This is a genomic window from Halorarum halophilum, assembly GCF_013401515.1.
GTDB classification, from domain to species: Archaea; Halobacteriota; Halobacteria; order Halobacteriales; family Haloferacaceae; genus Halorarum; species Halorarum halophilum.
Genome location: NZ_CP058529.1, coordinates 2114910 through 2139212 on the forward strand (window position 1 = coordinate 2114910; position 24303 = coordinate 2139212).

At 70.3% G+C, this 24303-nt stretch carries 21 protein-coding genes; 8 read left to right on the plus strand and 13 right to left on the minus strand.

The window, feature by feature from the left end; genetic code table 11:
- Positions 1 to 223 precede the first annotated feature (223 nt).
- Positions 224 to 1420, plus strand: a complete 1197-nt coding sequence (locus HUG10_RS10765; RefSeq protein ID WP_179169579.1) for an FAD-dependent monooxygenase — start codon at positions 224 to 226, stop codon at positions 1418 to 1420.
- Positions 1421 to 1435: 15 nt separating this feature from the next.
- Here HUG10_RS10765 and HUG10_RS10770 read toward each other — a convergent pair whose 3' ends face one another.
- Positions 1436 to 2686, minus strand: coding sequence for an MBL fold metallo-hydrolase (locus tag HUG10_RS10770; protein WP_179169580.1), 1251 nt, complete (start codon positions 2684 to 2686; stop codon positions 1436 to 1438).
- Positions 2687 to 3140: 454 nt separating this feature from the next.
- Here HUG10_RS10770 and HUG10_RS10775 point away from each other — a divergent pair, with 454 nt between their 5' ends.
- Complete coding sequence (locus HUG10_RS10775; protein WP_179169581.1) at positions 3141 to 6518, plus strand: COG1361 S-layer family protein; 3378 nt, start codon at positions 3141 to 3143, stop codon at positions 6516 to 6518.
- Positions 6515 to 9025, plus strand: a complete 2511-nt coding sequence (locus HUG10_RS10780) for an efflux RND transporter permease subunit (RefSeq protein WP_179169582.1) — start codon at positions 6515 to 6517, stop codon at positions 9023 to 9025. Before HUG10_RS10775 ends, HUG10_RS10780 begins: the two co-directional genes overlap by 4 nt.
- Before the next feature lie 16 nt (positions 9026 to 9041).
- Here HUG10_RS10780 and corA read toward each other — a convergent pair whose 3' ends face one another.
- Both corA and HUG10_RS10790 read right to left on the minus strand, forming a co-directional pair.
- A complete protein-coding gene (gene corA, locus HUG10_RS10785) occupies positions 9042 to 10007 on the minus strand; it encodes a magnesium/cobalt transporter CorA (RefSeq protein WP_179169583.1) in 966 nt (321 codons plus the stop codon).
- Positions 10004 to 10168, minus strand: coding sequence for a hypothetical protein (locus tag HUG10_RS10790; RefSeq protein WP_179169584.1), 165 nt, complete (start codon positions 10166 to 10168; stop codon positions 10004 to 10006). The genes corA and HUG10_RS10790 overlap by 4 nt, the downstream gene beginning before the upstream one ends.
- 158 nt (positions 10169 to 10326) lie before the next feature.
- On the opposite strand from HUG10_RS10790, the gene HUG10_RS10795 reads away from it, so the two are divergent.
- On the plus strand, positions 10327 to 10743 hold the full coding sequence (locus tag HUG10_RS10795; RefSeq protein ID WP_179169585.1) for a hypothetical protein: 417 nt from the start codon (positions 10327 to 10329) through the stop codon (positions 10741 to 10743).
- A 38-nt stretch (positions 10744 to 10781) separates the two neighbouring features.
- On the opposite strand, the gene HUG10_RS10800 is transcribed toward HUG10_RS10795, so the two are convergent.
- The gene (locus HUG10_RS10800; RefSeq protein WP_179169586.1) at positions 10782 to 11066 is read right to left on the minus strand and encodes a DUF5808 domain-containing protein; all 285 of its coding nucleotides are present in this window, start codon (positions 11064 to 11066) and stop codon (positions 10782 to 10784) included.
- 339 nt (positions 11067 to 11405) lie between these two features.
- Here HUG10_RS10800 and HUG10_RS10805 point away from each other — a divergent pair, with 339 nt between their 5' ends.
- A complete protein-coding gene (locus HUG10_RS10805) occupies positions 11406 to 12281 on the plus strand; it encodes a DUF4397 domain-containing protein (RefSeq protein WP_179169587.1) in 876 nt (291 codons plus the stop codon).
- A gap of 136 nt (positions 12282 to 12417) precedes the next feature.
- Here HUG10_RS10805 and HUG10_RS10810 read toward each other — a convergent pair whose 3' ends face one another.
- A complete protein-coding gene (locus HUG10_RS10810) occupies positions 12418 to 14238 on the minus strand; it encodes a PhoX family protein (protein ID WP_179169588.1) in 1821 nt (606 codons plus the stop codon).
- A 297-nt stretch (positions 14239 to 14535) separates the two neighbouring features.
- Between HUG10_RS10810 and HUG10_RS10815 the strand changes: the two genes are divergently transcribed.
- The gene (locus HUG10_RS10815; RefSeq protein WP_179169589.1) at positions 14536 to 14892 is read left to right on the plus strand and encodes an SHOCT domain-containing protein; all 357 of its coding nucleotides are present in this window, start codon (positions 14536 to 14538) and stop codon (positions 14890 to 14892) included.
- A gap of 103 nt (positions 14893 to 14995) precedes the next feature.
- Positions 14996 to 15778, plus strand: a complete 783-nt coding sequence (locus HUG10_RS10820; RefSeq protein ID WP_179169590.1) for a hypothetical protein — start codon at positions 14996 to 14998, stop codon at positions 15776 to 15778.
- Between the two features lie 87 nt (positions 15779 to 15865).
- Here the strand turns inward: HUG10_RS10820 and pstA are convergent, their stop codons facing one another.
- From pstA to HUG10_RS10845, 5 genes are all read right to left on the minus strand, one after another.
- A complete protein-coding gene (pstA, locus tag HUG10_RS10825; RefSeq protein WP_179169591.1) occupies positions 15866 to 17587 on the minus strand; it encodes a phosphate ABC transporter permease PstA in 1722 nt (573 codons plus the stop codon).
- The gene (locus HUG10_RS10830) at positions 17584 to 17721 is read right to left on the minus strand and encodes a hypothetical protein (RefSeq protein ID WP_179169592.1); all 138 of its coding nucleotides are present in this window, start codon (positions 17719 to 17721) and stop codon (positions 17584 to 17586) included. The genes pstA and HUG10_RS10830 overlap by 4 nt, the downstream gene beginning before the upstream one ends.
- A complete protein-coding gene (pstC, locus tag HUG10_RS10835) occupies positions 17718 to 18653 on the minus strand; it encodes a phosphate ABC transporter permease subunit PstC (RefSeq protein WP_179169593.1) in 936 nt (311 codons plus the stop codon). Before pstC ends, HUG10_RS10830 begins: the two co-directional genes overlap by 4 nt.
- Before the next feature lie 46 nt (positions 18654 to 18699).
- Entirely contained in the window at positions 18700 to 19749 is a 1050-nt protein-coding gene (locus HUG10_RS10840; protein ID WP_179169594.1) for a phosphate ABC transporter substrate-binding protein PstS family protein, read from the minus strand.
- 192 nt (positions 19750 to 19941) lie between these two features.
- Positions 19942 to 20406: an arsenate reductase/protein-tyrosine-phosphatase family protein gene (locus HUG10_RS10845; RefSeq protein ID WP_179169595.1), complete on the minus strand. Its 465-nt coding sequence runs from the start codon at positions 20404 to 20406 to the stop codon at positions 19942 to 19944.
- Between the two features lie 245 nt (positions 20407 to 20651).
- On the opposite strand from HUG10_RS10845, the gene HUG10_RS10850 reads away from it, so the two are divergent.
- A complete protein-coding gene (locus tag HUG10_RS10850) occupies positions 20652 to 21404 on the plus strand; it encodes a hypothetical protein (RefSeq protein ID WP_179169596.1) in 753 nt (250 codons plus the stop codon).
- A 20-nt stretch (positions 21405 to 21424) separates the two neighbouring features.
- Here HUG10_RS10850 and HUG10_RS10855 read toward each other — a convergent pair whose 3' ends face one another.
- The 3 genes from HUG10_RS10855 to HUG10_RS10865 all read right to left on the minus strand — a co-directional run bounded on the left by HUG10_RS10855 (position 21425) and on the right by HUG10_RS10865 (position 24165).
- Entirely contained in the window at positions 21425 to 22486 is a 1062-nt protein-coding gene (locus tag HUG10_RS10855; RefSeq protein ID WP_179169597.1) for a DHH family phosphoesterase, read from the minus strand.
- 137 nt (positions 22487 to 22623) lie between these two features.
- A complete protein-coding gene (locus tag HUG10_RS10860) occupies positions 22624 to 23985 on the minus strand; it encodes a hemolysin family protein (protein ID WP_179169598.1) in 1362 nt (453 codons plus the stop codon).
- Positions 23986 to 23988: 3 nt separating this feature from the next.
- On the minus strand, positions 23989 to 24165 hold the full coding sequence (locus HUG10_RS10865) for a hypothetical protein (RefSeq protein ID WP_179169599.1): 177 nt from the start codon (positions 24163 to 24165) through the stop codon (positions 23989 to 23991).
- Positions 24166 to 24303: the final 138 nt, after the last annotated feature.

A 24303-nucleotide genomic window follows, 5' to 3' on the forward strand; every position in this document is an offset into this window, starting at 1 on the left:
GGGGACGGGACGGAGTGGCCACTTAAAGGAGCGTGGATACCCCGCAGTCGACGCTTCCCGGTGGCGGCCGAATCGGCGTCCGTGAACGTACCACTCCTCACAGCCTCACAGCGTCTGGACCCAAAATCGGAGCCGGCGGTCGGCCGTCGACCAGCGATTCCGCGAACACGGACCCGGCGTCGGGACCGGCCGTCGCGGGCCGCGACTCGCGTCGGAGGCGACGATGACGCGTGAGACCCCCGAAGTCACGATCGTCGGCGGCGGGATCTGCGGGCTCACGGCGGCGATCGCGCTCGAACGGCGGGGCTGGACGCCGACCGTCTACGAGGCCGCCTCGGAGTACCGGCCCGTCGGCGCCGGAATCCTGCTGCAGACGAACGCGCTCCTCGTCCTGGACCGGCTCGGCCTTGCCGACCGGGTTCTGGCCGACGGGGTCCCCCTCGAGGACAGCCTGATCCGGTCCGCGGGCGGGCGGGTGTTGACGCGGTTCGACCTGGACCGGGTCGAGCGGGCCGAGTTCGGCTACGGGTTCGTGGCGATCCACCGCGCGGACCTGCAGCGCATCCTCCTCGAGGAACTGGACGCGGCAGTCGAGACGGGGATGCCGTGTACCGCGGTTCCCGGGACGGACCCGCCGGTCGCCCGCTTCGCCGACGGCATCCGCGTCCGTCCGGACGTCCTGATTGGAGCGGACGGCATCGGCTCGACCGTCCGCGATGCCGTCGCCCCCGGCGTCGAACGGCGGGCGCTGGACGGCGTCGTCTACCGGGCGGTCACGACCGTCGACCTCCCCGAACGGTACCGTGCGCAGGGCGTCGAAGTGTGGGGTGACGGCTCCTACGCTGGCGGGGCGCCCATCAGCGACGATCGGTTCTACTGGTTCGCCACGGCGACGCCGCCCGTCGCGGAGCGGTCGGCCGGCGCCGAGGCGACGACTGCGGCGCTCCGCGAGCGGTTCGCCGCGTTCCCCGAGCCGATCCCCTCGGTCGTCGGCTCGCTCGACGACGACGACGTCTTCGTCACCGAACTGGAGGAGGTGCCCGAACTCGACCGGTGGTCGCGCGGTTCGGTCGCCCTCGCCGGCGACGCGGCACACGGGATGCTGCCGTTCGCCGGACAGGGGGCGGCACAGGCGATCGAGGACGGCCTCGTACTGGCACACGCCCTCGACACGCACGAGGACCCGGAGGCCGCGTTCGAGGCGTACGAGGCCGAACGGAAGCCGCGTGCGGACCGGATCCGCGCCGAGTCGCACCGCCTCGGACGGCTCGGGACGGTTCGGTCGCGAGCGGGGGCGAGAGCGCGGAACCTCGCGGTCGGCCTGCTCCCGGACGCCGTCTTTCGGCGGGCAAGACGACGACGCGCGTCCGGTACGTCGCTCCCGGAGCCCGCCGTGCCCGACCGCCGCCGGCGGGGCTGAGCCGTCCGCCTGGCCTCAGGGACAGGTGACGACGGCCCCGAGCTCCGGCGCCCGCGCCTCGTACCCCTCCTCGCGGAGCTCCTCGGCGAACGCCTCGCACCGGTCGCCGTGGTTCACGAGCACCGTCGCGTCGCGGTAGGCGTCGAGGAAGCCGAACAGCCCGTTCCGATCGGCGTGCGCGGAGAAGTCGTACTGCTCCACCCTGGCGCCGACGGGCATCACCCGGCCGTCGATCTCGGCGCTCCCAGTCTCCAGCAGGTCGCGACCGGGGGTCCCCTCGACCTGGTAGCCGGTCATGGCGATCTTGTTGGTCGGGTTGGCCCGGATCTCGGGGATGTACGTCATCGCGGGGCCGCCCGAGAGCATCCCGCTGGTGGTGATGATGGCGGCCTTCTGGCCGGCGATGCGCTTGCGCTGGCCGTCGCGGCCGGTGACGAACCGCGCGTGGGATTTCGCCCGTCGGAGCGCGTCGGCGTCGCGGACGAACTCGGGATACTGCCGAAGCATCTCCGTGACCTCCGTGCCCATCCCGTCGACGTAACAGGGGATGTCGTACTCGTCGCAGACGAGCATCATCTCCTGGGTCCGTCCGATGGCGAACGCCGGGACGACGACCGTCCCGCCCTCCCAGAGCGTCGTCTTCACGCTCTCGGCGAACCGCTCCTCGACGACGGCTCGGTCCTCGTGCTCGACGTCGGAGTACGTGCTCTCGCAGAGGACGACGTCCGCGTCGGGGCGGTCGGTCGTCCCGGCAACGAGGCGCTGACTTCGGGTGTGGAAGTCGGCGGTGTACAGCAGCCGGGTGTCGCCGTCGTCGACGAGGACGTGCGCGCTCCCGGGGATGTGGCCCGCGTTGTAGAACGTCACCTCGTGGCCCGCGGCCGCGAACGGCTCCCCGTAACCGTGCTCCTCGGAAACCTCCCCGACGCGCCGCACGTCCTCCCCGGTGAAGGGGCACTGTGGACTGTTCCCGTGGAGTTTCAGCGTGTCGCGGGCGAGCAGGAGGGCGAGTTCGCGCGTCGGGGGCGTCCAGTGGATCGCCGGCCGCGCGCTCCCCGAGAGCAGCGCCGGCACCGCGCCGACGTGGTCGAGGTGGCCGTGGGAGACGACGACCGCGTCCGGGTCGACGCCGCCGGCGCCGAGGGCGCCGACCGGGTACTGCGGCGGGTTGTCGGCCAGCATGCCGAAGTCGAGGAGGAGCGAGTCGTTCACGAGGACCGCGCTGCGCCCCACCTCGCGGGCGCCGCCGAGGAACTGGACGTCCATCGGGGAGTGGTTCCCGGGGGAACGGTTTTCCTCCATCGGTTTCGATCGGTCCGTATCGGCGTGTCGCCCGGCCAGTTCCGGTGATCCGGATGGACCCGGCCGCGAATCTCCATCCCCACCGATCCGACGGTTCCCCACCGATCCGGCCGTACTCCTCGACCCCGGGCGCCGCGCTCGTCGACCGGGGTGCCGCTCCGTTAGACGGCCCTTTCCGGGACGATTCGGACGTTAGTCGAACGACTATCCCCGGCGGTTCGGGCAGGCGCCCGGTAAGCCCTGTAGTACAATGTTTCCGGCACGTGGAGGTCGTTGCCGTGGCACCCTCCACCGGGTTCGAGTGGCACTGCTCGCCGCCGCGGCCGGATAGTCCCGCGGATCGACCGGACAGGCACGTCGACGGACCGGATAGCCGCGTCGGCCGGTCGACCAGTCCACGGGTCGTGTGAACCCCCGGATGTCGTCCGCTCGGCTCCTCCGACTGCTCGTCGCGACGTGGGTAGTGGCGTCCGCGACGTTCGGTGCAGTCGTCGTGGATGGCTCGCTCCCGTCGGCGACGGCCGGTGATCGGTCGACCCCGGCTGATTCCTCGCCCGCCATACTGTCTGAGGACGACGAGACCGAGACGGCGACGCCGTCCGCGACCAGGACGCCCCACCCGTCGTCGACGGACACCGGGACAGCGGACGGGACGAACGGGGACGAAACTGAAGGGGACGGAGCGGAGGGGAGTGGAGCCGAGGGGACCGGAACGGAGGAGGCTGGAACCCCGGAAGCCGGGACGCGCGGTGACGGGGCGGACGGGACGGGGACGCCCGCGACCGGAACGACGGCGACGACGACCGCGACGGGACCTGAGTCGACGGCCGCCCCCGAGGACGGCGCCGTCGAGGGAGAACCCGACCTCGGCGCGTTCGCCCCGAACAACACGGTCGCACCCGGCCAGCGCACCCGCCTCGTCGTCCAGGTCACCAACGGCGGAACGGTCGACGACGGCGGGCTGGACACGCCCCCCGAGGCGGAGCGGCGGGTCACGACCGCGAGGGACGTCAGCGTCACCCTGGAGGCGGGCGACGCGCCCGTCGACGTGCGGACCGGAACGACGGCGCTCGGCGACCTCCCGAGCGGCTCCATCGCCCAGTCGGGCTTCGACGTCGTCGTCGACGAGGACGCCGAGCCGGGCGTGTACGAACTGGACGTCGTCGTCGAGTACGACTACACCGAGTCCGTCTCCGGGGACGAGCGCGACGACGAGTCGGAGACGGAGACGTTGACTGTCACCCTCGTCGTGACCGAGAACGCCCGGTTCGAGGTGGTCGACGTGGACAGCGACCTGCAGGTGGGCGAGCGGGGGACCGTCGAGGTCACGTTCGAGAACGTCGGCGAGGAGACGGTGCGGGACGCCGCGGTCACGTTCCGGTCGCGGAACGCCGACCTCCGGGTCGACACCGGGTCGGAGACCGCGCGCTTCGCGGGGGAGTGGGAGCCCGGCGAGGAGAAGACCGTGGAGTTCCAGGCCACCGCGGCGAACACCTCCGCCCCGCAGCGGTACGCTCTGGAGGCCACGGTCGCCTACACCGACGGCGACGGCGTCCGGCGGAACTCGACCCCGCTCGTGTTCGGCGTCCGGCCGGACGAGGAGCAGCGGTTCTCCGTCGACGACGTCGAGGGCGACCTCCGCGTCGGCGAGGACGGGACGGTGACGGGGACCGTCACCAACGAGGGGCCGGGCCCCGTCGCCGACGCGGTCGTTCGGCTCGTCGACGAGGACGGGGACGTCGTCGCCCGGCGGTCGGCGGCGGTCCTCGGCGACCTCGACGACGGCGAGGACGCCGACTTCTCGATCCCGGTCCGCGTCCCCGACGACGCCGAACCCGGGCAGCGACAGCTCTCGTTCGTCGTCGAGTACCTGAACCGCGACGGCGACCCCCGGACCAGCAACCAGCTCCGCGGGACGGTCGACGTCGACGAGGAGCGCGACCGCTTCGAGGTGACCGACTCGAGCGCCGACGTCCAGGCCGGCGAGTCGGGGACGCTGTCGGTGGAGATCGAGAACGTCGGCGACGAGGACATCACGGACGCGACCGTCGTCCTCAGTTCGCCGGACGAGGACCTCGTGCTCGACTCCGGCGGCAACGCCTCGCGGTTCGTGGGCGCCTGGGACGAGGGCGACGACGAGACGGTGACCGTCGAGGCGACCGCGGCGAACGGAACCGGCGGCCAGCGCTTCCCGGTCGAAGTGACGGTCAGGTACACGGACGCCGACGGCGACCGGCGGCGCTCGGACGCGCTCGTCGTCGGCGTCACGCCGGAGGCCGAACAGCGGTTCGCGGTCGGGGACGTCACCAGCACGCTCCGGGTCGGCGAGGAGGGCCGCGTGAACGGTACGGTCACCAACACCGGACCCCGCGGCGTCTCGAACGCGGTGCTCCGGCTGACGAGCACCGACGAGAACCTCGACCCGCGGGAGACCGAGGCGGTCCTCGGCGACGTCGGGGAGGGCGACGACGCCGGCTTCTCGCTCCCCATCTCGGTGCCCGACACCGCCCAGCCGGGCGAGCGCCGACTCACGTTCGTCGTGGAGTACGTCACCGCCGGCGGCGACCGCCGGACGAGCGACCCCATCTCGGTCGTCGCGAACGTGACGAGCGGAACCGACCGGCTCGTCATCGAGTCGATCAGCTCCGAGCTACAGGCGGACGACACCGGCTCGGTGGTACTCGAAATGACCAACCGGGGGAACGAGACGCTCACGGACGCCACGGTGTCGCTGGCAGTCGAGAGCCGGCAACTCCGGGTCGGCGACGGCGTCAACGACACCCGGTTCGTCGGCGACTGGCCGGGCGGCGAGACGCGCACCGTCAGGTACCGCGTGCGCGCGGAGAACGGGACGGGCAACCAGACGTTCCCGTTCCGCGCGTCCGTGGACTACGAGGACGAGGAGGGCCAGTCCCGGCGCTCGGATGCGCTCCCGTTCGGGGCCACCCCGGCCGCCGAGCAGTCGTTCGCCACCCGAGCCGTCGAGAGCACCCTGCGGGTCGGCGAGGAGGGGCGGGCGACGGTGCGGCTCACCAACCGCGGCCCCGGGACCGTCTCGGCGGTCGCGCTCGAACTGCTGACCGACGTGCCCAACGTGAACCCCGTGGAGACGGAGGCCGCGGTCGGCGACCTCGCGCCCGGGGAGTCGACGACGCTCGCGTTCCCCGTCGAGATCAGCGAGAGCGCCGACGCCGGGACGCGACAGCTCACCTACCGCGTCCGCTACGCGGACGACGACGGCGACCGCCGGACGAGCGACGTCCTCACGACCGACGTCCGGGTCGCGCCCGAGCGGGACCCGTTCGTCGTCGACGCCGCGGAGGCGACGGTGATCGTCGGTGAGGACGGGACGCTCGTGCTCAACGTGACGAACAACCGCGGCGAGCCGCTGCGCGACATCCAGGCGAAGGCGTTCGCCGACGCCCCGCTCTCGGTCGACGACGACCAGGCGTTCGTCCAGTCGCTCGGTCCGAACGAGTCCGCGACCATCGAGTTCGACGTGTCCGCGAGCGGGGAGGCTGGCACCAAGACCTACCCGCTGTCTGTCGACTTCCTCTACACCACCCCCGACGGCGACCAGCGGCTCTCCGACCCGGTCGACGTCGGCGTGACCGTGGTCGAGCCCCCGGACGACAACGTCCTCGAACTGGTGCTCCTGTTCCTGGGAGTCGTCGCGCTGCTGCTGATCGCGCTGTGGCTCCTCCGCCGGCGGCGGCGCGGCCGAGGTGACGAGGCGGAGGACGCATCGGCGGACGGCGGAGTGGACGATGCGTCGGCGGGCGACGACGGCGTATGAGCGGTTTTCGGCGACTCCTCGAGACCGTCGACGACCTGATCGTCGAGCGCCCGGCGGTCGTCGTCCTCGCGTTCCTCGTCGTCACCGGGGGGTTCGCCGTCGGCCTGGGGAACGTCTCGACGGAGGCGGGCACGAGCCAGTTCACCGAGGACCTGCCCGCACAGCGGGCGTTCGAGGCGTCCAACGAGAAGTTCACGCCGTCGTTCGCCCCCGACACGGGCACGACCCAGCTCATCCAGTCGAACCGGAACGTGCTCGCGAAGCCGTCGCTGCTGCGCATGCTCGAAGCGCAGCAGCGACTGGAGGAGCGCCCGTCGCTGCGGGTCGTCTCGACCACGAGCGCCGCCTCCACGGTCGCGACGACGCTCGACCCGAACGCCACCTCGACCGACGCCCAGGTCCGGACGGTCGAGGAGGCGACGCCGGGCGAGATCGACGCCGCGGTCCGCAGGGCCGCGAGCAACCGGTCGTTCAGGAACCGGCTCAGCGACGACTTCAATCGGCCGGCCGCCCGCGCCACCGGGACCGTCGCCGTCGTCCAGCACGAGGTGCCGGCGGGCGTCTCGACGGACGCCGGCGCGGACACCGCCAGTCCGTTAGCCAGCCTGCAGCAGCGGTCCCAACCCGTCGTCGACTCGGTCGGCGGCGACATCCGGGTGTTCGGCTCGGGCATCATCTCGGCCGAGTTCGAGAACGTCATCTTCGACTCGCTGATCGTCGTCCTCCCCGCCTCGATCACCCTCATCCTCCTGTTCCTGGTCGTCGCCTACCGCGACCCCATCGACCTGCTGCTGGGCGTCCTCGCGCTCGGGGTCACGCTCGTGTGGACGTTCGGGTTCATGGGGCTCGCGGGCATCTCGTTCTCGCAGATCCTCATCGCCGTGCCGCCCCTCCTGCTGGCGGTCGGCATCGACTTCGGCATCCACAGCGTCAACCGCTACCGCGAGGAGCGCGTCGAGGGGCGGGCCGTCGGGCCGGCGATGTCGCGCGCCAGCCGCCAGCTCCTGGTGGCCTTCTTCATCGTGACGGGCACCACCGTCGCCGGGTTCGCCTCGAACGTCACCAGCGGCCTCGCGCCGGTCAGGGAGTTCGGCGTCGTCGCGGCCGTCGGCATCACGTTCACGTTCCTCATCTTCGGCGGCCTCCTCCCGGCGACGAAGGTCCTCACGGACCGGGTACGCGAGCGTCGCGGCGTCCCCCAGTTCAGCCAGCGTCCGCTCGGCCTCTCGGGGTCGGTGCTCGGCGCGGTGCCCGCGCTGGGGATGGCCGTCGCCCGGCGCGGCCCCGCGCTGTTCCTCGCGCTCGTGGTCGTACTGTCGGTTGGTTCGGGGGTGTACGGCCTCGGCGTCGACACCACGTTCTCCGAGGAGGACTTCCTGCCGCCCGAGGACACCCCGCCGTACCTCGAGGACCTGCCCGAACCGTTCCGGCCGAGCGAGTACACCGCGACCCGCGACGTCAACTACCTCGACGAGGAGTTCACGGCCGCGCAGGGGGAGACGGTCACCGTCTACGTCGAGGGGCCGATGACGCGGGACTACGCGCTGGAGTCGTTCGACCGCGCCGCCCGGAACCCGCCCGACTCGTTCGTGACCGACGGCCGCGAGGCGGAGGTGCAGAGCATCCGCACCGTCGTCCGGGCCCACGCGAACGAGTCGGCGTCCTTCCGGCGGCTGGTCGACCGGAACGACGTCGACGACGACGGCGTCCCCGACGACAACCTCGAGGAGGTGTACGACGCGCTGTTCGACTCGGCCGCCGGCGACGAGGCGCGCCGGTACCTGACTGAGGACCGCCGGGCGGCGCGGGTCGTCTACACGACGGAGGCCGGCGCGTCGCAAGAGGCGGTCGCCACGGACGCGGGCGATGTCGCCGACCGGTACCGGTTCGAGGCGATCGCGACGGGGGAGGTCGTCGTGTTCCAGGAGGTCTCGGACGTCATCCTCGCCTCCGCGATCCGGAGCCTCGTGCTCGCGCTCTCCGCGACCGCGGTGTTCCTGGTCCTCGTCTACTACGGCCTCGAGGGCACCCCCACGCTCGGTCTGCTCAACCTCGTCCCCATCGTCCTCACCGTCACCCTGCTCGCCGGGTCGATGCGCGCGCTCGACCTGCCGTTCAACGCCCTGACCGCGACCATCCTCTCGATCACCATCGGGCTGGGCACCGACTACTCCGCCCACGTCGTCCACCGCTTCGCCGACGAGTACGACGGGACGGGGGGCGTGTTCGACCCGCTCGAGGCCGCCGTCCGCGGCACCGGCGGCGCGCTGACGGGGAGCATGCTCACGACGACGACCGGCATCGGCGTGCTCGTGCTCGCCATCACGCCCATCCTCGGCCAGTTCGGCGCGCTCACCGCGCTCTCGGTCCTCTACTCGTACCTGACCGCCGTGCTCGTCACGCCGTCGCTGGTCGTCGTGTGGGACCGGGCCCGTCCGCCGGGGGCACCCCTCGCCGACCGGCCGGGACGCTCCGGAGCGGGCGACGGGGACGCCGGAACCCGTTGAATCCGGACGCAGTCGGTCACAGCCAGCCCTCCCGCCGGAAGTAGGCGGTGAGGATGAGCGCGACCGCGCCCATCCCGAGCATCGTCGCGTGGTAGGCGTACGGCCACGTGAGTTCGGGCATGACCTCGAAGTTCATCCCGAACACCCCGGCGACGAACGTGAGCGGCAGGACGATGGTCGCGACGACGGTGAGCCGGCGCATCACCTCGTTCGTCGACTGCGAGAGCGTGTTGAGGTAGATGTCGCGCGCGCCGGCGGTCAGGTCGCGGTACGTCTCCGTGAGTTCGACCACCTGCACGAGGTGGTCGTACACGTCGCGGTAGTACTTCTCGATGGGCTCGGAGACGTGGTCGGTGTCGCCGCGGTAGAGAACGCTCGCGGCGTCCCGCGTCGGCCACACGACGCGGCGGATGGACAGCAACTCGCGCCGGAGGTCGTTGATGATGGGGAGTGTGTCCGGGTCCGGCTCGTCGAGCACGCGCTCCTCGACCGTCTCGATGTCGTCGACCACCTCGTCGAGCAGGGCGAAGTAGCCGTCCACGATCCGGTCGAACACGAGATAGCCGGTGAAGTCGGCTCCGCTCGCGAGCGCCCGGCGGTCGTCGGCGGCCACGCGGGTCCACACCTCGTCGACGGGCGCCACCTCCTCGGTCGTCAGCGTGACGAGCCAGTCGTCCCCGATGAAGATGCCGACCTGGCGCGTCCGGATCTCCTCGAGGAACGTCGTCTCGCCGATGCGGAAGCGCGCGGCCCTCACGAGCAGGAACGTGTACTCGTCCAGCACCTCCGTCTTGGGGCGCACGTCGTTGAGCACGTCCTCGACGTGCAGCGAGTGGATGCCGAAGCACTCGGCGACCGAGTCCAGTTCCGCCCGGTCCGTCGATGCCGCCCACGCCCACGTCGTCCCCGGCGCGTCGATGGCCGCCTCCGGGTCGTCGAACGCCGCGGCCCCCTCGGACGTGTACGACAGCGAGCGCTTCACACCGACTCACCCCAACTGAACGTCACCGCCGCGAGCGTCACGCCCGCGAGGAGGCCGACGATGCACGCCTCGCGGCCGGGGTACGGCGCCACGACGCCGGCGACGTAGCCGACGAGCGAGAGCGCCGTCAGCGCCGCGGCAGCGAGGAACGTCCGGTCCATGCGCTCGCCAACACCCCCGCGGTCGTTAATGGTTCGGGCGTTCCCACGAAGAGACGCGACCGCCGACGTGCCACCCGCGTGTTCCCGCTCGAAACGTCGGCAGAGGCCCCGCCGGCACCGTCCAAAGCTACAGGCCGCCGTGGTGCCTACCCCGACGCATGCCCGAGGATGGCGACCCCGAACCGACGCTCACGGAGACGGAACGCGACGCCCTCCACGAGGCGCAGCTCGGCGTCGAGCACGTCTTCCGGGCGTACGGCGACCTGCTCGGCTGTCACCACCGAACCGGCCACGCGATGGAGAAGTTCGCGCGGGCCGAGTCGCTGCTGCGCGAGGCCGGACACGAGGAGTTCGCCGACGACCTCCGGGACCGCCTGCTCCCCGCCGGAGCGGTGGAGGACGCCTGGACGTTCGAACTCGTGGAGGCGTTCCGCGGCGGCTTCGTCGACGAGGTGGAGGCGTTCGAGTCGGCGCTCCGGAAGGAACTCGCCGAGGGGCGCAACCACGTGACCGAGCGGGAACAGCAGCGCCGGTGGCGCGAGCGCGCCGAGTCGGACGACTGGCGCGAGGACTGAAGCGGCGGAGGACACTCGGAGGCCGGTCGGTCCGGGCCTCAGTCGTCGTCGACGATGACTTCGACGGGACCCTCGTCGGCGTCGTCGGTCAGTTCGGCGGATTCGCGCGACTTGCGTTCCTGGAACAGCAGTCCGCCGGCGACGAGGAGCACGGCCCACGAGCGCCAGTTCGCGAGGTTCAGCGTGTAGCCGATGCCGAACGGCTTCTCCACGAGCATGCCCTGCCCGGGCTGCCAGTACGACGAGAGGAGTCGACTGATGCTCGGTCGGTCGAAGTTGTACGGGACGCCGAACAGGTCGCCGGACTGGGGTTTGTCTGCCATACCGGGGATAACGACCCCTTGTGATAAATCGTTTTGGCCGCCCCCGCGCTGTCGTGAGCGTGTTCGACTCGTGCTCCCAGCGTGGGTCGGCCGCCGGGTCGTCGGCCCTACCCGTCCACCGACGATTTCAAGGTGGCCGCGTCGATCGGCGCGGTCGACGAAACTGTGACACGACGACACCTCCGTCGGTCGGGCTCGAACCCCCGCGTCGTCTGCTGGAAAGCCCGTCCACATCGACAGTACGTTCGGCCAAAGGAATTCGACGCTCGACCTACCTGAGCGAACCGATTAGCTACGGCCTAGATAACGAAGGCGGCGGCGGTCGACCGTGCAGTCGGTATGGCACCAACGTTATCACCACAAGCGAAGCGGATCGTCGGCCTCGCGCTGACGGTCACACTGATCGGAAGCGTCGTCCTCGGGGGCGCGGCCCTCGCGGTATCGAACACGGCGGCTCAGGAGGAGCAGGGAGACGCGACCGTTCGCATCGTCCACGCGTCGCCTGACGCCCCCGCGGTCGACGTGTACGTCGACGACGAGCAGATCGCCTCCGGCGTCGAGTTCGGCACCGTGACCGACTACATGTCCGTCTCGCAGGGGATGCACAACGTCACGGTCACCGCCGCAGGTGACTCCGAGGACGTCCTCTTCGAGAGCCAGGTCGACGTCGATGCGAGCGGGACCTACACCGTCGCCGCCTCCGGCGAGGTGAGCGAGGACGCCGAGACGTCGTTCGAACCGGTCGTCTTCACTGACGACGCGTCCCAGCCCGCCGACGACGAGGCGGCCGTCCGACTAGCCCACCTCTCGCCCGACGCCCCGGCCGTCGACGTGACGGTCGAGGAGACGGGCGACGTGCTCTTCGACAACGTGACCTTCCGGAACGCGACGGAGTACCAGACCGTTCCGGCCGGCGACTACACGCTCGAGGTCCGGGCGGCAACCGAGTCGAACGACGGTGACGTCGTCGCCACGTTCGACGTCTCGCCCGAGGGCGGCACCGCCTACACCGCGTTCGCCGTCGGGTACCTCGACGCCGAGGACGACGAGGAGGGGTTCGACCTCGTCGTCGCGGAGGACCAGGTGAGCGAGGAGGAGACCGCCACCGGGACGGAACTGCCGACCGAGATGGGGACCGAGACCGAGATGGGGACCGTGACGGAGACGGAAGAGGAGACGGAGACGGAGACCGAGACGGAAACGCCCGCGGAGTAAGGGCGTCCCCTCTCGAACTCCGGCAGAGAGCGCCGACCACTGGCGGCCCGGCACCGGACGCATCCGGCTTCGAGCCGCCGACACCCGTTCTTTCGAACACCGAGGCGTCGTAGCCTCGCCTCCGCCACGCGTTCGTTCAGACCCGAGCGTCTCGGGCGGAGGACGGTCCGGAACCGCCCGACTCCTCGCCGGGGTCGTACAGCCAGATCATGTTGTGCTCGTGGTCGGAGGTGTCCTCGCCGACGACGACGCGGCCGTCCGCGAGGACGACGAGGTTGTCGGGGTTGGCGATGGCGTTCTCCGGGTCGACCGACGGGGCGCTCCCCAGCAGGTTGGTCCCGAGGAAGCCGAACTGCCCATCCTCCTCGTCCTCGCGTCGCGGGTCGAGCGCGCAGTCGGCACAGACGCTGCTGTCCGCGTTCGGCGACGCGTCGTACGGACAGCCGCCGCAGATGTTCGCGTCCGGCCCGCCCGTGAGGACCGGTTCGAGGCGGGTCACGTCGTAGTCCGATTCCAGGGGCATTCGGTATACCGCACCGTACTCGTTGCCCGCGAGCTGGACGTCGCCCTCGCCGTCGGCCATCGTCGCGTCCACCTTCGACATCGAGACGTACAGGGAGTCGCCGGGCCGGGCGTCCGGGGCGGCGTTGATCCCCTCCATCTTGCGGAACTCGGTCGTCGCCCCGACCGCCTCCGCCGCCCGCATCGTCTCCAGGAACGCGACCCGGTCGTCCGCCGCGTCGCCGTTCGCCCACGCCTCGATCTCGTCGTCTGTGACGTAGCTCGTCCCCCCGTCCTCGTAGTCGTCGTAGCCGATGCCGTCGTACTCGGCGATCCACGCCTCGATCCCCGCGTCGGTGCCGTGGGCGAGTTCGAGCCACTCGATGTCGAAGCCGACCGTCGCGACCTCGTCGCCCTCGTCCTGGGTGTGTTTCGCCGCGTAGAGCGTCCCCGCCGACAGGTCGCCCGGCTCGTCGGCGACGAACTTGTAGAACGACTTCGCTGAGCCGTCGTCGGTCAGGTACGCCGTCCGCTCGTCGGGCATCACGGCGGCCGTCTCGTGTGCGAACCGCCCCATCGCGAACCGCTTCTCCGGCGCCGGCGTCGCGGATTCGGGTTCCGCGATCTCGACCATGTAGCCGTAGCGGTACGGGTTCGGGTGTCGGCCGAGGTACGCCGCGAGGTTCGCCACCTCGTCGCCGTCCTCGTCGTCCCCGCGGTCCCAGTCGGGGTCGTTCCAGCGATCGGTCATCGCGGCCGAGAAGTTCTCCTCGGCGGACAGCGGCGTGTTCCACGGGGTGACCGAGCCGAAACAGTTCCCCCACGTCCCCTCAACCGGGCGGAAGTCGACGTTCGTGCTCCCGAGCACCGACCACGACCCGTCGGCCCCCCGCCGGAGATGGAGCCGGCTCACCATCCCCGGCCGGGACTCCCAGTTGGTGAACAGGTAGCCCTCGTCCGGAGCCGCGGAGGAGGGGACGAACCCGTTGAAGTCCGGGAGGTTCGCGTCGGACAGCGCCTCGCCGTCGGGCGAGTACGGGACGCCGAGTTCGGCGTCGTCGTCGGTCGGGTCGCCGCCGTTCGCCAGCACGCGGTAGCTCCCGGCGGCCGTCCGGACCTCCTCCCCTTCCCCGTCCTCGGGCACCTGGACGCTCGGGGCGTCGCTCGGCAGGTCCGCGAGCGAGACGCCCTCGACCGCCCCGACGCCCCCGTGATCGAACGGCTCCGGGTTGTCCGCGTCCGGGTGCTGGACGTTGAAGAACAGTTCCCCGGCGGGCGAGACGCAGAGGCCCGTTATCTCCGCGCCCGGCACGGTGGTGGCGAGCCTGGTCAGCGTCGGCCCGGCGTCCGCCGCCCCCTCGTCGTCCCCCTCCTGTACCCCCGACAGCGTGGCCCAGTCCGCGCTCGTCGCGAGCGCGAGCAGTTCCAGCGTCCCCCGTCTCGTGACGTCGAACATCGTCGGAGGGTTCGGTAGGACGAACGTAATCGTAGTTACCAGTCGCCGATGCCGGTTTCGAGGCGGTCGTGTGGCGGGGACCAACCGACGGGAACCAGGACGAATGGGTCGCGTACCGGTACCTATCCGGTCGGAGTATCCCGGTGAGAGGAACCGATACTCGACCAGGAACGGCCTACGTCCGCCCCGAAGGGAGGGGGTGGCTTCCGGAGCGCGCAGGGGGAGCCGAGTCCGCAGGTCGATCGGGTTCCACCTTTATCGTCCGGCGTGGCGAACTTCCGATGGAGGATTCAGACGATGGCGAACTACGAGACAGGTGAGTCGATCGTTCGGATCGTGCTCGTCGTGCTCGCGGTGCTGCTCCTCGCCCCCCTCCTGCTGATGGCCGTCGCGATGCCGATGATGGGGATGATGGGCTGGGGGTGGGGTGGGTTACCCGGCGGACTCTCCCCGCTCTGGGGCGTTGGGATGTTGCTCCTCTGGCTGGTCGTGCTGCTGGGGGTCGGCGTCGCACTCTACCGCGCGTTCGCCAGTCGTGGCGGGACGGGGCGCCCCGATCCCGCCCTCGAGGAGCTCCGGACGGCGTACGCCAGGGGTGATCTGACCGACGAGGAGTACGAGGAGCGCCGGGCGACGCTTCGGTCGGAGGAGTGACCTCCGGTCCATCCCGTCCCCCGGTCACACCGTCGGAATCGGCCGCACAGGTGAGCGACACCCGCCGGGGAATCGGTAAGTCGCCCGCGACCGAACGCTGCCCATGGCGGGACACGACGATCACGGCGAACACGGAGCACACTCCCCCGACGCACCCCGCGGGTACGGTCCCGAGGGTCACGCCGCGCTCGGCGGGCTCGCCCTCGCAGCGAACGGACTCCGGTTCGAGCCCGCGGAGACGCGGTTCGAGCCGGGGGAGCCGACCGACTGGTCGTTCCGACTCGTCGACGCCGGGGGCGAGGCGGTCGCCGAGTACGAGACGATACACGGCGAATCGAGCCATTTGATCGTCGTCCGGCGCGACCTGAGCCGGTTCCAGCACCTCCACCCCTCGCTGGAGACCGACGGCACCTGGACCGTTCCGGGCCTCACGCTGCCGGACCCCGGCGTCTACCGTGCGTTCGTGGACGTCGTCGTCGACGGCACGCCGACCACGCTGGGGTTCGACCTCTTCGCGTCGGGATCGGACGACGTCGAACCCCGTCCGACGGCGACGCGGCGGGCGACCGCGGACGGGTACGACGTCACGCTCCTCGCCGAGGACGTCTCCGCGGCCGAACGCACCCAGTTGCTGTTCGACGTCCGTCGGGACGGCGAACTCGTCGCGGACCTTGCGGAGTACCTGGGCGCGCTCGGGCACCTCGTCGCGCTCCGGGAGGGCGACCTCGCCTACCTCCACGTCCACCCCGAGACGACCGATCCGGGGAGCGGTCGCGTCGAGTTCGGCGCGATCTTCCCGACCCCTGGGCGGCACCGGCTGTTCCTCCAGACGAAGCCGGACGGGAACCTGGTGACGACGGCGTTCGACGTCCGGGTCGACGAGTGACCGCCCGCCGACCGGAACGCGCGGTGTGCTGACCTCCGGCCCGGGCGACCTCGAAGTCCGCAAGGCCGGAGGTGTTCTCCGACACGGTCATCGCCCCCGCTGGTACCTGTTCCGGACGAGGATCGCCGTCCCGTTCATCACGAGCAGGACCACGAGCAGCGTGACGACGCCGGCCGCCAGCACGCCGAAGCGGAAGTCCGCGTCGAACTCCGAGGACCACGCGAAGATCTGGCGCGGCATCGCGCTGAACTTGTCGAAGAAGCCGTCGGGCGCGAGCCGCACGCTCGAGGCCGCGCCGATCATCAACAGCGGCGCCGTCTCGCCGATGGCGCGACCGAGCGCCAGGATCGTCCCGGTCAGGATGCCGGGGAGCGCCCGCGGGAGCACGACGTTCCGGGTGGTCTGCCACCGCGTGGCGCCCATCCCGTAGGAGGCGCGACACTGCGAGTCGGGGACGGCGCGGATCGACTCCTGTGCCGAGATGATGATGATCGGGAGGACAAGCAGGCCGACCGTGAGCCCGCCGACGACGACGATGCCGGACTGCAGGTCCATCCCCTTGATGAACAGCGCGAGTCCGAGCAGCCCGTACACGACGGACGGAACGCCGGCGAGGTTGCCGATGTTGATCTCGATGAGGTCGACCAGCCTGCCGGCAATCCCGCCGTCGGGCGCGTACTCCTCCAGATACACCGCCGCGGCGACCCCGACCGGGAACGCCGAGACGACGATGACGACGAGCATCATGACCGAGCCGACGAGCGGCGGGTAGATCCCGGCCCGTTCGGGGTCCCGCGAGGTCGGGCTTGTGAGGAAGCCCCAGTCGAGCCAGGCCTCGGGGCCGGCGAACCCGAGGGCTCCCACGAGAGTCGTCCCGAGCAGGCCGCCCGCGACGAGCACGACCGGGAAGGCGAGGCCGCTGGTCCCCTCGCGGCGCCTGAGGACGCCCTCCAGGTAGGTGCCCGTCGGGATCACCGTGACCGAGGCGAGGACGACCCAGTTCTCCGCGTTCAGCCCGACGAGGGGGGCGAGGAAGACGCCAGCGGAGACCACGACGACCGACGCGGCGATCGTCTCCCACACGCCGCGGTCGTCCTCGCGCCGGTGTGCGACGATCCGGCCGAACAGGAACGCGGTGGGAACGGTCACCGACGCGACGAGGAGCACCCAGCCGACCGGACGGATCGGCAGCGCGCCGAACAGTTCGGGGACGCTCGACAGGAGTTCCGGCGTCGAGAACGCGACGGTGAACAGTTCCGTCCCGGTCAGCGGGGTTCGGGCCGTCCAGTCGACTGCGACCGCGGGGACGCCGACGACGGCGAGGAGCGGCGCGAGGAGCGTCACTGCGAGTCTCTCGACGGCCGCGTCCGGCCTGAGACGACGGTGAGCCAGGACGACCGCCGCAGCGAGAAGGAGGACGAGCAGGGTCCCGAACCACTGGACCGGGGTCACGATCTCGACGAAGAGGACGACGAGCCCGCCCCCGACGAGCAGCCCGACCACCGGGATCCCGGTCGCAGCCAGCGCTACCTCCCCGGCAGCCGGGTCCCGGAGGTAGTAGTAGCCCACGAGCGCGAGCGTCGGGACGACGAGGACACCGAGGAACACCAGGTACCAGCCGGCGTCGGCGGTGAGCGGTCGCAGGGCGTCGTTGAACACGTACGCCAGCAGGAACGTGACGGTGACGATGCCGAAGGCGGTCGCCCCGAACGTCACCGCCTCGAAGACCCGACCGCGGAGGCGGCTCACCGCGTGCTCCCCCGTGAGCGGGTTCCGGTCCGAGGACCGCGAGGACGTCTCGTCGCTCATCGGCCGGACCCCTCACTCGTCGACGTGCCGGTCGTCGCGTCGCCGACGGCCGATACGCCGTCGCCGATCGGTGGCGTGCCGTCGCCGGTCGGCGCCGGGTCGTCGAGGTCGGTCATCGGCGGAGAGAGCGTCACTGGTACTCCTCCCGGTACCGCGAGGCGATCGCGTTGCTCAGGTAGTTCATCAGGAAGGTAATCGCGAACAGCGTCAGTCCGAGCGCGAACATGCTCTTGTACGTCGGCGACGCCGCGGAGACGTCGCTGGTGACGGCCTGCACCATCGCCGAGGTCATCGTCTGGCCCGACTCGGAGAGGCTCCCGAGCGGATCGGCGAGATCGAACATCCGGGGCCGCAGCCCCATCGCCATGACGACGATCATCGTCTCGCCGATCGCCCGCGAGAGCGCGAGGATGAACGAGGCGAAGATGCCCGAGAGGGCCGCCGGCACAACCACGCCGGTCGAGACCTCGTACTTCGTCGCACCGAGGGCGTACCCACCCTCCCGCAGCGAGTCGGGCACCGCGCTCATGGCGTCCTCGCTCAGGCTCGACACCATCGGGACGATCATGATGCCGACCATGATCGACGCGCTCAACACGTTGAACGTCCCGAGTTCGAGCCCGAGCGTGCGGAGGAACGGCGTCAGGTAGACGAGCGCGAGGTAGCCGTACACGACCGTCGGGATGCCGGCGAGGATCTCCAGGCCGGGCTTCAGTACCGACCGGGCGCGGCCGCTCGCGTACTCGCTGAGGTAGATGGCCGCGCCCACGCCGACCGGAACGGCGACGAGCGCCGCGACGGCGGTCACGAGCAGCGTGCCCGTCACGAGCGGGAGCACGCCGAACTGGTCACGGGCCGTCACCCACTCGGTCCCCGTGAAGAACTCGACGGGGCCGACCATGCCGAAGAACTGCACGGCGTCGACGGCCAGCGCCAGGACGATGCTCGCGGTCACGATCACCGACAGCGAGGCGCTCAGGAACAGCAACCAGTGGTACAGCCGCTCCCGGGTCGCGCGGCGTCGTCGCCCGCCGGAGAGTTGCAGCCGATGTGAATCGTTGCTCATCGAAGTGAGTCGAGTTCGGGAGACAAGTTCGGGCGGTTTCGCCCGACTAGTTCCCCGCGACGTCGTCGAGCTTGCTAAGGTTCTCGTCGCGGAGTTCCGTGCTGGAGGGGACGTACCCGATCTCGGAGACCATGTCCGTCTCGGCGCGCTCCAGGTAGAACGAGAGGAACTCGTACACGGTCTCGCGCCGGATGGCGCTCTCGCTGGGGTAGATGAACAGCGGCCGGGCCATCGGGTAGGAGCCGTCCTTCGCGTTCGCGAGGCTCGGCTCGGAGGGCCCGTCGCCCTTCTCCTTCTCGATCTCGACCGCTTTGACCGCGTCGGAGTTCTCCTTGTAGTACGCGAAGCCGAAGTAGCCCATCGCGTACTGGGAGTCCTGGATCCCCTGGACGATGAGGTTGTCCTCCTCGGTGGGCTCGTGCTGGGCGGTGTGGTCGTACTCCTCGCCGACGACGTTCGCGTTGAACCAGTCGTACGTGCCGGAGGTGGAGGCCGGGCCGAACAGTTCGAACTCCTCGTCGGGCCAGTCGTCGCGGACGTCCGACCACTTCTGCGCGCCGTCGGCGCGCCAGATCCGGGACAGCTCGTCGAACGTCATGCTGTCGACCCAGTCGGCGTCGTTGTTGACAGCCACCGTGAGCGCGTCGCCGGCGATGCGGAACTCGACCGGTTCGACGTCGTTGCTCCGGCAATGCTCGACCTCCCCGTCCTTGATCGGCCGGGACGCGCCGTTGATGTCGGAGTTGCCCGGACAGAAGTGGTTCTCGAACCCGCCGCCGCTCCCCGTCGAGTCCACCGTGACGTTCACCTCGGGGTGGTCCTCCATGAACCGCTCCGCCATCGCGTCCGAGACCGGGAAGACGGTACTGCTGCCGGTGATCACGACCTGGCCGGAGAGCCCGTCTCCCCCGCCGTTGCCGCCGTTCGACCCCCCGTTATCTCCGTTGCCGCCGTTGCCACCATTACCGCCGTTGCCGTCGGAATCGCCGCTTCCCGTGGTACAGCCAGCGAGGGCCGTGACCCCCGCGGCCCCGGAGGCGAGGAGGAAGTTCCGTCGCGATGCAAGGTCGGACGCGTCCGATCGGTCGTCTACCATCGGGTGACACGTCCCGGCGTAATAGTAAACTCGTTTATAATAGTGGTATCGGGAGGTAGAGGGGAGCACTGCTCACAACAGCTACATCCCTACCGGGTAGGAGAGCTACAGAGGCGTCCCGAAATGTCGATACAGGGATAGTATCCTGCGCGCGGCGTATCGAAAGGGACGGATGGGAGCCGGGACGGCGGGTTACGAGCGCTCGATCTCGTCGAAGAGGTCGGCGACGCGCCCCTCGATCTCGTCCCGTATCTCGCGTACGTCCTCCAGTTCCTGCCCGTCGGGATCCGTCAGCGCCCAGTCGCGGACGTCGACGTCCTCGCCGACCTCCCCGACGTCGAGCGTGGAACAGCCCATCGTCGCCACGTAGTCGCACGAGCGCAGTTCCTCGATCGTGATGGCCCTCGGCGTCCGGTCGGAGAGGTCGAACCCCTCCTCCCGCATCACCTCGACGACCTCCTCGTGGACGTGTTCGGCCGGGGCGGTTCCGCCGGTGAGCAGTTCGACGCGGCCGGTCAGCCCGCGGCGCTCGCGCTCGCGTTCGGCGAACGCCGTGGCCATCTGGGACCGCCCCGCGTTGCGGACGCACATGAAGGCGATTCGGATCGTGTCGGCGGTAGCATCGGTGTCCGAGTCCGGGTCGGTGGAGTTCGTCATGGGTGGTTGATTCGGATGTGGTCGTCGGTCCGAGGGGGGTCAGTCGGAGTACGTTACGTCACCAGGTTCGGCCGGGGTCGTTCCCGCACCAGTCGCGGAGTTCGTCGGCGACGAGCCGTTCAGGACGGTTCGTGGTGGCCGTCGGTGAACGATCGGAGCACCGTTCGTATTGGTGTTTTCCTCGTGCCGGTTCGGTGCGGGACCGGACCAGCCCTGTTAAGTGGTTGACCTGAGCACTGGCGGCCGTGACCCTCAGAGTTGGTTCCTCGCTCTCCGGCGGAATCGGTCGCGTCCTCACGCGAAACGGCCTCGTCCTCGTCGTCGCGGCGCTCGCCGTCGGCCTCCCGTGGACGGTCGCGTTCAACTCCCTGTTCGTCCATTGGCTGGGCGGGACGGGCCTGGACGCGGACACCGTTGCGACCAGCATGCCGACGGTCGCCCTGCCGATGTCCGTGCTCGCGGTGCTCGGCGTCCTCCTCCTGCTCGTCTTCGCCTGGCTCAACGTCGTCGCCGTCCGCACGTTCGTCAGCGGCCTCGCGGACGGGATCCCGCGCGAGTTCCTCACGCGCCGGATCGGCTGGGTGCTCGTGAACTCGTTCGTGGCCGGCATCCTCGTCGGCCTCGCCGTGTTCGTGGGGACGATCCTGCTGATCGTCCCAGGGATCATCGCCTACGTCGCGCTCGTGTTCGCGCCGTTCTTCGTCGCCGTCGAGGACGAGAACGCCGTCACGGCGCTCCGGGAGAGCTGGCGGCTCACCCGCGGAAACTGGATCCGGCTGTTCGTCCTCCTCCTCGTGCTGTTCGTCGTCGTCGGGCTGGGATCGGCTGCGTTCAACCTCGCCGTGACCGCGCTCGCCGGCCCGGCGAACCCGGCCGGTCAGCTCGTCACGTCGGCCGTGAGCTACCTCGTGTCGTTCCTCACGCTCGGCGTGCTCGCGGAGGCGTTCACGCAGCTCCGTGCGGACGCGACCTCCCGTGTCGACGAGGCGTCGCCCTGAGTGACGGCGGTCGACAGACGTCACGTCCGGCCGGACGACGTTCCCCTCTCGTCGTTGGCGGCGCCGTTTCCGCTATCGTCCCGGAGGTTGAGCCCGTCGACGAGCCGGGTCGTGATGATCTCCTCCACGATGTCGATGAGTCGGTCCCGGTCGTCGCCGTAGTCGGCGAACAGCCCGAGCGGGATCTCGCCGCCCGCCATCTCCCGGTGGCCGCCGGCGCTGCCCACGTCGTCGAAGATCATGCCGAGCGTGTCGCCGATGTGGATCCGCGCGTCCGTCGAGCGGGCGCTGAGCTGGATCGTCCCGTCGATGATGCCGAAGACGACCGTCGTCTCGACGCCCTCCAGGCTCGCGAGGTAGTCCGCGGCCTGCGGCAGGGCGTCGCGTTCGGTCGTCCGGCCGACGTGCGAGATGAGCACCGACCCGCGGACGGTCCGGTTCTCGATGGCGTCGGCGATGGCGTCGACGGTGGCGCCGCTCACCGATGGGTTGACGAGCCGCCTGAGCAGGTCGTGGTCGGCGTGGTCGTGTAGCGTCCCCGCGGCGGTGTACTCGTCGTGCGTGGCCCCCCGGAGGAAGCCCAGCGTCTCGCGCCGGATCGCGAACAGGAGCGCCGTCGCGAGGATGGCGTCGATCTCGATGTCGAGGTCGCTGAGGTACCCGGTGAGGATCGTCGCCGTCGCGCCCACGCTCTCGCGGTTGTCAACGAACCGGGCGCGGATCCCCTCCGCCGAGTGGTGGTCGACGACGACGTCGACCGGCGTCCCCTCCGGCACCTCGTTGTTCGACCCGGGGATGGAGTGGTCGACGAACGCGAGCAGCGACCCCTCCGGTCGGTCCACGACGGCGGCGGGGTCGAACGGGTGGAGTTCGACCTCGATGAGGTTGACGAAGGCGCGGTTCTGCTGGTGGGAGATGCTGCCGCTGTAGAGGATGTGCCGCTCGTCGATGCCGGCGTCCGCGGCGATCCGGCCCAGCGCGAGCGCGCTCGCGAGACAGTCCGGGTCCGGGTTGTTGTGGCAGACGATGGTGAGCTCCTCGCCCTCCGCCAGCAGTTCGTGGAGTGACTGCGCGGCGTCCATCCCCTCGACGTTCCCGCCCCAGACGGATTGGTAGCGGGCGCTTTCTCGAACGGGACGCGCTTGCGGTGGTTGCTACCCAGTTTAGAACGGGGGTTCGTTCGGGAGCCGGGGACGTCTCAGTCGGGCGTTTCCCGGGCCTACTCGTCCGCCCCGTCGTCGAGCGCGCCGCCGTCTCCATCCTCGTCGATCTCCCGCAGGGAGACGGCCATCACCCTCGCCCCCTCCACGTCCTCCACGCGTAGCCGGTAGCCGTCGACGTCGACGCTGTCGCCGACCTCGGGGGCGCGTCCGAGCTGGCTCAGGACGAACCCGCCGACGGTCTCGAACCCGTCGCTCTCGAAGTCGGCGTTCAGCGCCTCGTTCACTTCGACGAGGGGAACGCTCCCGTCGATCGCGTAGTCGCCGTCCTCGAGGGGTTCGATCGACGGTTCGGGGTCGCGCAGGTCGAACTGGTCGCGGATGTCGCCGACGATCTCCTCGACGACATCCTCGATCGTCACGAGCCCCTCGAACGAGCCCCACTCGTCGATCACGGCCGCCATCTGTCGGTGTTCGCTCTGGAACTCGGTGAGGAGTTCGTCGACGGTGAGCGTCTCCGGGACGACGATCAGGTCGCGGGCGAGGTCGTTGGCGGTGACGTCGCCGGTCTCCCCGTCGAGGGACTCGCTGGTCCGCAGGATGTCCTTCACGTCGACGAACCCGATCACCTGGTCGCCGTCCTCGTCGTCGACGACCGGGTAGCGCGTGTACTCGGCCTCGATGGCCATCGACTGCAGGTCCGACAGCGGCGTGTCCGACGGAACGCTCGTCACGTCCGGTCGGGGCCGCATGATCTCGCGAACGATCGTGTCGTCCAGGTCGAAGATCCGCTCGATCATCTCCACCTCGCCCGCGTCGACCCGGCCCGCCTCGCCCGACTGGGAGAGCATCGACAGGATCTCCTCCTCGGTGTGGCTCTCCTCCGACTCCGAGGCCGGGGACACGCCGATCAGCCGCGTCGAGAGGTTCGCGACCCCGTTGAACACTATGATGCCGGGCACGAACAGGTAGTAGAAGAACTTCATCGGTGGGGCGACCAGCAGCGCGACCCGCTCCGCCTCCTGGATGGCGACCGTCTTCGGCGCGAGTTCGCCGTAGACGACGTGGAAGAACGTGACGATGCCGAACCCGACGGCGACGGAGACGGCGTGGACCGCGCTCTCCGGGAGGAACGACCCCAGCAGCGGATCGACGAGCACCGCGACCGCGGGTTCGCCGATCCAGCCCAGGCCGAGCGAGGAGATGGTGATGCCGAGCTGGCAGACGGCGAGGTAGTCGTCGAGGTTCCGGGTGGCCTCCTGGACGAGCCCGGAGAACCGTCGCCCCTCCTCGACCATCGAGTCGACGGCCACCGGGCGCAACCGGACGAGCGCGAACTCCGCGGCCACGAAGAACCCGTTCAGGAACACGAGGAAGAGCGCGACCCCGATCCGGGATGCGGCGAAGACGAGATCGACCATCCGCTACCCCGCGACCCCCGACGGAAGCGACCGCTCGTCGCCGGCACGAGGTCGTTCGACGGGGGCTGTGGCGGCGGGCGTCGTCGCCCGGCGTGCGAACGGGCCGTCGGTACGGCCCGCCAGCCACTCGTCCGTTCGCCGTGGGGGGCGCGCGTTGAACGGCCGACAGTGAATCGACATGGCCGAATGTACCAATCACCGCGCTAAAACCGTGGCGCTCGAAGGGGCGCCGGCGAACGGGGATCGGTGGAACGACCGCCTCGTCCGGCGGTCCGGGGTGGCGTGTGGCGGAGAGCATCCGAGAACCATGCCGTAACA